General features: G+C 45.2%; 6 protein-coding genes. 5 read left to right on the top strand and 1 reads right to left on the bottom strand.

Annotated elements, in window-relative coordinates; genetic code table 11:
* Complete coding sequence (locus QNM18_RS06785; protein ID WP_284136720.1) at nt 1-1,077, top strand: DUF6136 family protein; 1,077 nt, start codon at nt 1-3, stop codon at nt 1,075-1,077.
* Between the two features lie 51 nt (nt 1,078-1,128).
* Here QNM18_RS06785 and fadE read toward each other — a convergent pair whose 3' ends face one another.
* Nucleotides 1,129-3,579 (bottom strand): acyl-CoA dehydrogenase FadE, encoded by a 2,451-nt coding sequence (fadE, locus tag QNM18_RS06780; protein WP_284136719.1) that lies wholly within the window; start codon nt 3,577-3,579, stop codon nt 1,129-1,131.
* A gap of 201 nt (nt 3,580-3,780) precedes the next feature.
* Here fadE and QNM18_RS06775 point away from each other — a divergent pair, with 201 nt between their 5' ends.
* The 4 genes from QNM18_RS06775 to QNM18_RS06760 all read left to right on the top strand — a co-directional run bounded on the left by QNM18_RS06775 (nt 3,781) and on the right by QNM18_RS06760 (nt 12,726).
* Nucleotides 3,781-4,071, top strand: a complete 291-nt coding sequence (locus QNM18_RS06775; protein ID WP_211009856.1) for a DUF6419 family natural product biosynthesis protein — start codon at nt 3,781-3,783, stop codon at nt 4,069-4,071.
* 58 nt (nt 4,072-4,129) lie between these two features.
* Complete coding sequence (locus QNM18_RS06770; protein WP_211009855.1) at nt 4,130-5,260, top strand: 4-phosphoerythronate dehydrogenase; 1,131 nt, start codon at nt 4,130-4,132, stop codon at nt 5,258-5,260.
* A 2-nt stretch (nt 5,261-5,262) separates the two neighbouring features.
* The gene (locus QNM18_RS06765) at nt 5,263-6,279 is read left to right on the top strand and encodes an aspartate-semialdehyde dehydrogenase (RefSeq protein WP_023401182.1); all 1,017 of its coding nucleotides are present in this window, start codon (nt 5,263-5,265) and stop codon (nt 6,277-6,279) included.
* Between the two features lie 267 nt (nt 6,280-6,546).
* Nucleotides 6,547-12,726 carry a FimV/HubP family polar landmark protein gene (locus tag QNM18_RS06760; protein WP_284136718.1) on the top strand — a complete coding sequence of 2,060 codons (6,180 nt, stop codon included), beginning with the start codon at nt 6,547-6,549 and terminating at the stop codon, nt 12,724-12,726.
* The last annotated feature ends 53 nt before the right edge of the window (nt 12,727-12,779 follow it).

The raw sequence follows: 12,779 nt of genomic DNA, 5'->3' as shown, positions 1-12,779 counted from the left end.
TTGATTCACTATTATCGATATCGTTTAAATGCATTTCGGGTTGAACTAAAAGCACTTCGCCAGCAGTTGGCAGAATTTTCACTCTTGCTTGGCACGCTGTTTTTCATATATGTGCCGAGTTTGGCAATGGGTGTGTTTTTCGCGTTGGGGAAAATTGTTCAATACGAAACGGATTCAGAGGTGATACGGGTCACTTTTGGTTTTTTGTTGCTACAGAGTTTACTACTGCAAACTTTAAAAAGCGCAGTATTGGATACCGCACACCGAAACTATCATAGTTCGATATTAACCTCACGGCTTCATAAGTGGATTGCTGATCAAGGGCTACTGTTAATGTGTCATGTGCTATTTTTAGCTGCACTTGCAATGGCGCTAGCGATGGGTTGGCAAAATGTGATGCAAGTTCCTCATTTACTACTTTTTTTGGCGGCACAACTTGCTCTTGCAATGACGCTCTTGTATCGGCCAATATCTCTGTTTGCGGTGTTAGTTAGCGCATTTGGAATGGCGTTGTTTATCGAGCAGATCACAGTGTATTACGCTGGATTGTTTACAATGCTCTTGCTTTCTTTGTTTCTACCAAGCAATTATCAAGGAGTTAAGCTTAAGCGAATATCAACCTACACATACTGGTTACAGTGGGCTATGGAGCAGCCATGGGTTCTGATCTGGCGATTTGGACTGACGATACTCACTTATTGGTGCACATGGGTAATCGTCACTGAGCGCCCAGACTTAAAGAGCTACTATGTGATTATGGCACAACTATTTGCGGTACTCTGGTGGGGGACGTTATTGATTGATACCAATAAACAGGTGCTTCAGTTTAGTCGGTTTTGGTCTAGCATATCGAAATTAGACAGCATGCAACGCAGCCAATGTGTTGTTGTGTTTAGTGTTACGTTCACAATTTGGCTCAGTGGAGTCGGTATCTTTGGCGCAGGGCTTTTCGAGCTACTAACGATTTTGGTTACGCCACTGCTGATATGGGTCATTCTGCGCTTTTCCCGATACCTCGCGTTAGTTTGGGCCGTTTCTGTGGTTGCCATTATGCTTGCGAAAGTGCTGGTGAGCTAAATATAAAAAAGGCCGGCGATACCGGCCTTTTATTAGATTGTAACTTAATGGCTAGGCTGCATCGGCGTTTTTATCCAATATACGCGCTTTGCCAGCCAGTAACTCGGCCGGGTCGAAATCATCGACATTAATCACAGCCAATCGCTTAGCTTCAACAGCGGCGAGGCTGTCTGCTTCTTGCTGCGTTAATATGCCACTTTCCAATCCCATTTGGGCGATTTTATCTAGCTGCATAAATGGCAGCTTTTGTCCTTTGGCACGACATACTTTGTCGAAAATAGGCTCTACAGCTAAGATGTCTTTAAGTGTCTGCTCTTGTTTGCCAATTAGATTTAGCGGTTCATCAGTGGTGTAGATGTAATTGGCAAGGCGATCACGTGTCTCATTTGGTGTTTGCAATAGTTTTGCGATGTCATGTTCCATTTCGTCGGTTGGCTTACGCACCGGACGGCCGAATGGAAATAAAACCAGCTTGAGCGCAGCGCGCAATGCCATTGACGGCATATTGTTGATAAGATCAGCTAAGGCACGCTGACAGAGGTATAAGTGTTCCTGACACGCCCACTTAACCAGAGGCAGATCTTCTTTTTTACGACCTTCATCGTTGTATCGTTTCAGTGTGGCAGATACAAGGTATAAATAACTCAACAAATCTCCAAGTCGCGCAGAAATACGCTCTTTGCGTTTCAGAGAACCGCCAAATACAGCCATACAGATATCTGACATCAATGCCAATGATGCACTGTAACGAGCGGCGTTTCGATAGTAATCAGCTGTTTCGTCATTAAACGGTACGCTTGTAAAGCGCCCACCAGTTAATGCTAACCATTTGGTGCGTACTAAATTAGAAATAGTAAACCCAATATGGCCCATCAAGGCTTTGTCAAAGCTGTCTAGTGCTTCTTGCTTATCTTTGATATTACAGGCGTTTAGTTCAGCAAGTACAAACGGGTGGCAGCGTATCGCACCTTGACCATAGATGATCATGTTACGCGTAAGAATATTAGCCCCTTCTACGGTAATCGCGATAGGCGCACCCTGATAGCCTCTGCCAAGGTAGTTATTTGGCCCTAAGCAAATGCCCTTGCCACCATGAATATCCATAGCATGAATTGTGGAAGCACGCATTTGCTCTGTTAAATGGTATTTAAGAATGGCAGAAATAACAGACGGCTTTTCACCTGAATCAACAGCCCCTGTCGACATACTTAGTGCAGCATCACTACTGTAGGCATAGCCTCCAAGCTTAGATAGAGCTTCTTCGATGCCTTCCATTTTTCCAATTGGTAACTTAAATTGGCGACGGATACGGCTGTACGCACCGCTGGCGAGCGCTAGTGTTTTAATGCCACCAGTGGAGTTAGAAGGAAGTGTAATAACACGGCCAACGGATAAACATTCGACCAGCATACGCCAGCCTTGTCCTGCCATTTTAGGTCCGCCAATTATAAAATCGAGTGGCACAAATACGTCTTTTCCGCGTGTCGGTCCATTTTGGAAAGGCACGTTTAATGGAAAATGACGACGGCCAATTTCAACGCCAGGCATAGAGGTTGGAATAAGTGCACAGGTGATACCTATGTCTTCCTTATCACCAAGCAAACCATCTGGATCTTGCATTTTAAAAGCGAGACCAAGTACGGTTGATACTGGTGCGAGCGTAATATAACGCTTGTTCCACGTTAAACGGATACCCAGTGTCTCTTTACCTTCCCATTCGCCTTTACATACCACACCGAAATCCGGAATAGATGAAGCGTCCGAACCAGCTTCTGGCGATGTTAATGCAAAGCAAGGGATCTCGTCTCCCGCAGCTAGACGTGGCAAATAGTGGTCTTTTTGCTCTTGTGTTCCATAGTGTTGTAATAGTTCGCCAGGGCCGAGTGAATTAGGCACGCCCACAATCGATGAAAGCAATAATGATTTACTGGTTAACTTTTGTAACACACAGGATTGTGCATAAGCTGAAAATTCGAGGCCGCCATACTGCTTTTTGATAATCATGGCAAAGAACTTATTGTCTTTTAAATACTGCCATACCTCTTGCGGTAAATCGGTTAACTCGTGCGTAGCTTCCCAGTCATCTAGCATGGCACATACTTCCTCAACAGGGCCGTTTAAGAAAGCTTGCTCCTCTGCTGTGAGTCTTGGTTTTGCAAATTGATGTAATTTATTCCAATTTGGATTGCCGCAAAATAAATCTGCTTCCCACCAAGTTGTCCCCGCATCGATTGCTGATTTCTCAGTTTCAGACATGGTTGGCGTCACTTTTTTAAACGCCTTGAACAGGGGGGTAACTATATATTGTTGACGGATGTTGGTGACTGAAAATGGAATTGCAATGGCCAAGAAGATAAGCCAAGACAAAGCCCCAAAAGCGTCGGCAAAAGTACCAACGAGCAGCGTTGTTGCTGCAACACCTAGGCAGGTATTCCAGCTGGCGCGATGATAACAGGCCGCGCTGACCAGTGCTATCAAAGCGATAGTGAATAAAAGTGTCATGTTGTTCTTCCTTATTAGAGGTCTGACCACATGATTAGGCTAGCTTGTCTGACCAGCTATTTCAAGCAAAAAAGCCTTCCATTTAACATTTTAGAAGCCAAGTTTTGACCATACCAGTGCAATGTTGGACTTAAAAATTGTTCAATTGCCAATTTTGTAAACTTATCTATATTACAAAAAAGACCTAAGGAGAGGTTACTTATGCAATTGGGGAATATATGTATCATTGTCATTACTTTTACTTCGATGTTATTGAGTGTGGAAGCTTTTGAGTACGCTATTTTTATTAACTGTCTTAGTAGTGTAGTTTGCGCGTGTTACGCCTATGGCGGTGCGCTGTACACGGCATTTTTCTTGGCTTGGTGTAATGTTCAAGCTTTTGTGTTTAGCCCTTTGGTGAATGTCGCAGAACAACCAAGTGTAAAACTATTGGTGTTGTTTTTACTCTGCTTGATGTTTGTCGCGCTAGGCATAGGCGCAAGGCGGAACTAGGGTCTGTGCGACAGGTGGGTTACAATATAGCTCCGTGCGATGTTTAGGAATAATTTAAATGAAGATCTTGGCTGATCAAAATATGCCTTTGGTGGAAGAGTTTTTCTCAAGCTTTGGTGAAGTAGTGCGCTTTGATGGGCGTAATATTGCTGCAGAGCAAGTGCAAGAAGCAGATGTGTTGTTAACTCGTTCAATTACGCAAGTTGACCAGCAATTACTAAGCAAAGCGAACAAGCTTAAGTTTGTTGGTACAGCTACGATAGGCGTTGATCACATCGATCAGGCATACCTAGCTGAGCGGGAAATTGCTTTTTCGAGTGCACCAGGGTGCAATGCTGTCGCTGTTGCCGAATACGTTATAAGCGCTTTATATGCATATAGCCAAGATCGTGATGTTGAGTTACGTGGCAAAAAGTTAGCGATTGTCGGGGTGGGTAATATTGGGAACTGTTTGCGAGAAAAATTAGCACACAGTGGTATCGAGTTAATTTTGTGCGACCCTATTCGCGCAGAACAGGGAACCCTGCCAGAGCATGTTAATATTGATTCCGCGCTTGAATCAGCGGATTTTGTTACATTTCATGTGCCACTAATAAAAACGGGCGCACATCAAACCAAACATTTACTAAACGTTGACAGAATTAAAAAGCTTAAACCCGGCATGCTAATTATTAATGCGAGTCGCGGAGATGTTATTGATAATCAGGCCCTGCTAAATGCAAAGACGTCAGGTCAAGCACTGGAGTTGGTACTCGATGTATGGGAAAACGAGCCAAATATTCTGACCGAACTGATACCTTACTGCTTGTATACGTCGGTTCATATTGCTGGGCATACCCTAGAAGGCAAAGCGCGTGGTACGCAAATGCTTTATCAGGCATTGTGTAAAACATTGGGTGTTAGCGCGACAAAACGGCTGGAAGCATTTTTACCAATACCAGCTCTAAGTCAATGCCATCTCAACAGTACATTTAGCCAAAGAGATTATGGCCGTATTGTCCATATGATCTATGATATTCGCCGTGATAATGGTTTAATGCGAGCCAATTTAGAAAGTCAGGGGTTTGACGTGTTACGCAAACAATACCCTCCGAGAAGAGAGTTCTCAACATTGAAGGTATCGACGCCATTGGCACATACGCAGAGATTGCAACAACTCGGCTTTCAAGTAGAAATGAATGAGGAATAAAAATGTCGCAGAAATTTAACGTGGCGGTACTGGGTGCAACAGGCCTAGTTGGTAAGCAAATCATTGAAACATTGGCGGAAAGAAAGTTTCCAGTCGATAAGCTCTATCCCCTTGCTAGTAGTCGCAGTGCAGGTGAAGAAATCGATTTTATGGGCGAAAAAGTCACAGTTTTAGATGTGGAAGAGTTTGACTTTGCGCAAGCACATATAGGTTTGTTCTCAGCTGGTGGGAGCGTTTCCGAAAAATACGCGCCGATAGCAGCCGAAGCAGGCTGTGTAGTGATAGATAATACGTCGCATTTTAGATATGACTATGACGTGCCACTTGTGGTGCCTGAAGTAAATGCAGCTAGCCTTGCTGATTTCAGGAATCGCAATATTATCGCCAATCCAAATTGTTCAACAATTCAAATGCTGGTGGCATTAAAGCCGATTTATGATGCGTATGGCATTGACCGTATAAATGTTTCAACATACCAAGCTGTTTCGGGCGCAGGAAAAGAAGCGGTAGATGAATTGGCAAAACAAACAGCGAACCTTATGAATGCAAGACCAATGGAAAACGAAGTTTTTCCGAAACAAATTGCATTCAATGTGATCCCACAAATTGATGCTTTTCAGGAAAATGGCTACACCAAAGAAGAAATGAAAATGGTTTGGGAAACGCAAAAAATATTGGGTGATAGCAGCGTGATGGTTAATCCAACCGCTGTGCGAGTTCCTGTGTTTTTTGGTCATGCCGAAGCGATCCACTTAGAAACTCGTATGCCGTACGATTTAGAGCATATTAAACAATTACTTACTGATGCACCGGGTATTGAGCTGATTGAAGGTGAAGAAGATTATCCAACGCCTGTGAGTGATGCGAGTGGTAATGATACGGTTTACGTGGGTCGATTACGCGCGGATATCTCACATCCAATGGGACTAAATTTGTGGGTTGTATCTGACAACACTCGTAAAGGTGCGGCAACAAACAGTGTGCAAATAGCAGAAGAACTCGTTGCAAACTATCTTTAGTAATACTCAGAGGCAAAATGCGATGGCAGCGTTTTGCCTCACTGGTTACACAAATCCTTCTTTTACCACCTCCCTGATTTATAAAACAATTTCATTCTAATTATAAAGTATTAGTACGATGTTAAGAATCAATACACAGACAATGGATATTCCCTTATAACTGGTTTATAGTTTGCAATTGGAATAGAGCTTGCAAAAAGCAAAGATGAGCAAATTTATTATTCACTTACTGGTTGAGTAAGTGGTCACCTTAAACAAAGGAACAGCATGCGCGGTTTAGCCTTATTTTGTATCCTAGCATTGGCTTTCATAACATCTCCTGCACACACTCAAGATGGCACAGTGTTGAAGGGTCCCAAGGGTGTTGATTATGGGTTAGAGGGACGTTCAGTTGGTCCTATTAGACCTTCAGATACTTTGTGGCGCCTAGCGCAAAAGATTAGACCTGATGACTCTGTGACTATTTATCAGGTAATGAAAGCCCTCTATGACAAAAATCCAAGCGCATTTTTAGACCAAAACCTCAACCATATGCGAGATGGGGCGTATCTGCGTATTCCAACTCTTGCAGAAATTAGACGAGTCAACCCTAGCATAGCAAAACAAAAGTCAGATCAAGATGATGCGTTATGGGAGCGCAAGAAAAATGGCACCTTGAGCCAGTCTGATATCAATGATGCCCAAAAGCGGGTGACTCAGGCGCGTAAAGTCGATGTAGAACAGGCTCAAAAAGCACTTACTAATCAGTTAAGAAACCTGCGAATGGAGCAGGATTCCAAGCTATTGGACTTGCAGAACCAATTTAAGTCTTCAGTCAAAAATGTAGAAGACATATTGGAAGAGAATAACCAACTTAGAAAGCAGCTCAGTGATATTTCAGACGAATTGCAAAATGTCCGTGATCAACTTGGCAAAGACAGCGAAATTCAACAGCAGTTGAAAGTTGTAATTGATATGCAAAGCGAAATGATCGCACAGCAAGAAGCTGACAAAATGGCTGAGCAAGAGTCGAGCTTAAGCAAAACGTTATCAAACCCCATCGTAATTGCCTTACTCGCAACAATTCCTGCGTTGTTAGTTATTGGCGGGTTGGTGTTCTTTATGCGTAAACGCAAACAGGCAGCTGAATCGAGTGCTGAAGACGATGAATTCTTACCTCAAGCGCCAGTTGCAGCTGCAGCAGCTACGGGAGCTGCTGCCGCGGCGGCAGACCCTCTTGATCTTGACATGCCAGTCACAGATGATGTTGCACCGCTAGATGAAAGTATCCAGCTTGATGATGATATTTTACCTGAAGACGATGATATCGTTTTTGATTCTTTAGATGATGACGATGACGGGTTTGAGACGGGAAGCAGTACGCTCGATCAGGACGAGCTGGACAGTTTGTTAAATGATGACATTGTGTTCGATGACGAGTCGTCTTCGGAAGAATCGTCAGACGATATAGATGATTTCTTACAGCAGAGCTTTGATTCAACTGATGATGCACTGGGTGATGAAGTCACACTAGACGTAGAAGATGCAGCCTCAGACAGTGATGACATTCTTAGTGCCGATGATATAGATGACCTATTCAATGAAGTTGGTGACGAGCAAGATGATACGCTGGATGTAAGTGACGATGCACTAGCTGCACTAAGTGAAGAGCTGGCTGAAGAGCCAGAATCAGAGCCTGCGGGTGATGATGAGCTAGATTTAGATGACATTGATAGCTTAATTGAAGAGACGGAAACAGAAACTCCGGCTACTGAAGAAACAGTTGATAATGATAGCATCTTAAGTGCTGATGATATTGACGACCTACTGGATGGTGCGTTAGATGAAGATGATCTAGGTATCGAAGAAGATGGTTTGGAAATAGATGATGTTGATGGTTTGCTTGAAGATGCGCAGCAGCAAGTAAGTGAAGAGCAGCAAGATATTGATGATTTAATATCTCAAGCTGAACAAGAAAGTGAGCTTGCAGGTGAAGAAGATATTGATGCGCTTTTAGCTCAGGCGAGCAGCGAAACTGAATTTTCAGAGCCTGCAGATGAAGACGATCTAGGGGACGTTGACGATCTGTTGGCAGATATTGGTGAAGAAGCGCCGAGCTTAGAGGCCGACACAGAGTTTTCAGAGCCAGAAGGTGAAGATGACTTTGGTAATGTTGATGACCTTTTAGCAGACATTGGCGAAGAAACACCGAGTTTAGAGGCCGACACAGAGTTTGCAGAGCTAGAAGGTGAAGATGACCTTGGAGATGTTGACGACCTTTTAGCTGACATTGGCGAAGAAACACCGAGCCTAGAAGCTGACAGTGAGCTGACAGAATTAGCGACCGAAGGCGATCTTGGTGACGTTGACGACCTGTTAGCAGACATTGGCGAAGAAGCACCAAGCTTAGATACTGACACAGAGTTTGCAGAACCAGAAGGTGAAGATGATCTTGGTGATGTTGATGACCTTTTAGCAGACATTGGCGAAGAAACACCAAGCTTAGAGGCCGACACAGAGTTTGCAGAGCCAGAAGGTGAAGATGACCTTGGTGATGTTGACGACCTTTTAGCAGACATTGGCGAAGAAACACCGAGCCTAGAAGCTGACAGTGAGCTGACAGAATTAGCGACCGAAGGCGATCTTGGTGACGTTGACGACCTGTTAGCAGATATTGACGAAGAAGCACCAAGCTTAGATACTGACACAGAGTTTGCAGAGCCAGAAGGTGAAGATGATCTTGGTGACGTTGACGACCTGTTAGCAGACATTGGCGAAGAAGTACCAAGCTTAGATACTGACACAGAGTTTGCAGAGCTAGAAGGTGAAGATGACCTTGGTGATGTTGACGACCTTTTAGCAGATATTGACGAAGAAGCACCGAGCTTAGAGGCCGACACAGAGTTTTCAGAGCCAGAAGGTGAAGATGACCTTGGTGATGTTGAGGACCTTTTAGCAGATATTGGCGAAGAAGCGCCGAGCTTAGAGGCCGACACAGAGTTTGCAGAGCCAGAAGGTGAAGATGACCTTGGTGATGTTGACGACCTGTTAGCAGACATTGGCGAAGAAGCGCCGAGCTTAGAGGCCGACACAGAGTTTGCAGAGCCAGAAGGTGAAGATGACCTTGGTGATGTTGACGACCTTTTAGCAGACATTGGCGAAGAAGCGCCGAGCTTAGAGGCCGACACAGAGTTTTCAGAGCCAGAAGGTGAAGATGACCTTGGTGATGTTGAGGACCTGTTAGCAGACATTGGCGAAGAAGCACCAAGCTTAGATACTGACACAGAGTTTGCAGAGCTAGAAGGTGAAGATGACCTTGATCAGGAAGGGTCAATTATCACCTCAAATGTTGAAGTAGGCCATTTGGATGGCATGCTAGGTGAAGATGAAAATGTCCCTGAGGCGAAAGGCGCTCCACTTGCTGAAGCTGAGCCAGAACTAGAAGCAGAGTCAGAACTAGAAGCAGAGCCAGAGCTAGAAGCAGAGCCAGAGCTAGAAGCAGAGCCAGAACTAGCAGCTGAGCCAGAACTAGAAGCTGAGCCAGAACTAGCAGCTGAGCCAGAACTAGCAGCTGAGCCAGAACTAGAAGATGAGCTTGAACTAGAAGCAGAGCCAGAACTAGAAGATGAGCTTGAACTAGCAGCAGAGCCAGAACTCGAAGCAGAGCCAGAACTCGAAGCAGAGCCAGAACTCGAAGCAGAGCCAGAACTCGAAGCAGAGCCAGAACTCGAAGCAGAGCCAGAACTAGAAGCAGAGCCAGAACTAGAAGCTGAGCCAGAACTAGCAGCTGAGCCAGAACTAGCAGATGAGCCAGAACTAGCAGATGAGCCAGAACTAGCAGCAGAGCCAGAACTAGCAGCAGAGCCAGAACTAGAAGCTGAGCCAGAACTAGAAGCTGAGCCAGAACTAGAAGCAGAGCCAGAGCCAGAGCTAGAAGCAGAGCCAGAACTAGCAGCTGAGCCAGAACTAGAAGCTGAGCCAGAACTCGAAGCTGAGCCAGAACTAGAAGCTGAGCCAGAACTAGAAGCTGAGCCAGAACTAGAAGCTGAGCCAGAACTAGCAGCTGAGCCAGAACTAGAAGATGAGCTTGAACTAGAAGCAGAGCCAGAACTAGAAGATGAGCTTGAACTAGCAGCAGAGCCAGAACTCGAAGCAGAGCCAGAACTCGAAGCAGAGCCAGAACTCGAAGCAGAGCCAGAACTCGAAGCAGAGCCAGAACTCGAAGCTGAGCCAGAACTCGAAGCTGAGCCAGAACTCGAAGCTGAGCCAGAACTCGAAGCTGAGCCAGAACTAGCAGCAGAGCCAGAACTAGCAGCAGAGCCAGAACTCGAAGCTGAGCCAGAACTCGAAGCTGAGCCAGAACTCGAAGCAGAGCCGGAACTCGAAGCTGAGCCAGAACTCGAAGCTGAGCCAGAACTCGAAGCTGAGCCAGAACTCGAAGCTGAGCCAGAACTCGAAGCTGAGCCAGAACTCGAAGCTGAGCCAGAACTCGAAGCTGAGCCAGAACTAGCAGATGAGCCAGAACTAGCAGCAGAGCCAGAACTAGAACCAGAGCCAGAACTCGAAGCAGAGCCAGAACTCGAAGCAGAGCCAGAACTCGAAGCAGAGCCAGAACTAGCAGCAGAGCCAGAACTCGAAGCAGAGCCAGAACTAGCAGCAGAGCCAGAACTCGAAGCTGAGCCAGAACTCGAAGCTGAGCCAGAACTCGAAGCTGAGCTTGAACTAGAAGCAGAGCCGGAACTAGAAGATGAGCTTGAACTAGAAGCTGAACCAGAACTCGAAGCTGAGCCAGAACTCGAAACAGAGCCGGAACTAGCAGCTGAGCCGGAACTAGCAGCTGAGCCGGAACTAGCAGCTGAGCCAGAACTAGAAGCTGAGCCAGAACTAGCAGCAGAGCCAGAACTCGAAGCTGAGCCAGAATTCGAAGCTGAGCCAGAGCTCGAAGCTGAACCAGAACTCGAAGCTGAGCCAGAACTAGAAGCTGAGCCAGAACTCGAAGATGAGCCAGAACTCGAAGATGAGCCAGAACTAGAAGCTGAGTCAGAACTCGAAGCAGAGCTAGACCTGGAAATCGAGCCGAGCGAACTTTTACAAGACATCGAAAGTACCGAACCACAAAATGTCGACGACATGTTAGATGCGTTGGAGGCTGAAGCAGAGCTTGCTTCTCTCGATGAAGAGCTGATGGCTGAAGATGTTGAGATCGACTTAGGTGATGATCCTCTTGGTGATGAAGTAGATTTACTTGCGGAGGAATCTCTTCCAGAGGAAGATTTTGTAACACCAAGTGCGCAGTTAGAAAGTTACCCTGAGCTTGAATTAGAAGAAGTTGGTGAGCCGGAAATTTCATTAGATGATGGGCCTCTACCAGAGGGAATGAGTGAAACTGAGCGCCAATTAGCACAGAGCTTAGATAGCCAACGTGACTTAAATGCAAACATTGAAGGCGATTTAGAAGAGTCTTTTGGTGATGAACTAGATGATTTATTCGATGACTTTGATGAAGCTCCAAGTGCTATCTCTGAAAGTAATATTAGTGATGATGCGACGCAGACTCCTGTTACAGAGAGTGGTGAGAGTGAGCTATCTCCCGTAGCTGAAGATGAATTGGGTGACTTGGGCATAGATCTAGATACGCCTTTTGATGAAGATGCGGCGCTAGCTGCAATGGATGAGGAATTACCGAGTAGTGAAGCTCCTCAAAGTACAGATCTTCCAATGGCTGAACAAGAGTTGGAAATCGATCTAGAGACGCCTTTTGATGAGTCTGCTGCATTGGCCTCTTTAGAAGCTGAAAGCTCAGAAACGTATTCATCGAATGAAAATGATGAAATAGCGACGTTAGAATCAGCAACCGCTCAAGAAACCAGCATTAACCCAGATGCATTTTTAGCGGAATTAGAAGAAGTTGCAGAAGCGGGCAACGATGAGCAAGAAAGTTCGATAGATATTGATGAAAGTGCCATCGAAGATGAATTTATGGCAGATTTAGAAGGTACGGATTTTGATGCTTTATTGGATGAATATGCCGAGCCAGAAGATCTGGCTGGAAATGAACAAGAGCCAGAATTGGAAGTCGACTTTGATGCATTGTTAAGTGAAGACTTAGATGAACAGTTCGAGATTGAAGAAGATTTAGAGCAAAACCACGAACAATCAATGCCGGAAGACTTTGTGGAAATTGAAGACTTGATTGCACAAAGCGATGATGTTCTTACCACAGAGGAGCCTTATCAAGAACCAAATATGGATGTCGGTCTAGATGACTTTGAAGATTTACTAGCGGGAGATAACCCTAAAGATGTTGATCTAGAAGAAGATGGCTTCTCAGCAAAGCTAGACTTAGCACGGGCATATCTTGAAATAGAAGACTTTGACTCGGCAGTTTCAGCCTTGGAGGAAGTCATGGAGAATGGTCCTGAGTCGGTACAAGCGGAAGCCCGATTGCTAAAAGAGCAAATAAAATAGTGTTGGATAATTAACAAAGGGGGCGATATCGCCCCCTTTGCTTTTCTTCCCCT

Source organism: Pseudoalteromonas obscura (assembly GCF_030135505.1).
Taxonomy (GTDB): Bacteria; Pseudomonadota; Gammaproteobacteria; order Enterobacterales; family Alteromonadaceae; genus Pseudoalteromonas; species Pseudoalteromonas obscura.
Note: the sequence above shows the minus strand (reverse complement) of the source record. Positions and strands in the feature narration are given on the sequence as shown.

What these genes read in the sequence shown, in the direction of transcription:
- fadE (WP_284136719.1), bottom strand. Translation starts at nt 3,579, where the DNA reads ATGACACTTTTATTCACTATCGCTTTGATAGCACTGGTCAGCGCGGCC.
- QNM18_RS06775 (WP_211009856.1), top strand. Translation starts at nt 3,781, where the DNA reads ATGCAATTGGGGAATATATGTATCATTGTCATTACTTTTACTTCGATG.
- QNM18_RS06770 (WP_211009855.1), top strand. Translation starts at nt 4,130, where the DNA reads ATGAAGATCTTGGCTGATCAAAATATGCCTTTGGTGGAAGAGTTTTTC.
- QNM18_RS06765 (WP_023401182.1), top strand. Translation starts at nt 5,263, where the DNA reads ATGTCGCAGAAATTTAACGTGGCGGTACTGGGTGCAACAGGCCTAGTT.
- QNM18_RS06760 (WP_284136718.1), top strand. Translation starts at nt 6,547, where the DNA reads ATGCGCGGTTTAGCCTTATTTTGTATCCTAGCATTGGCTTTCATAACA.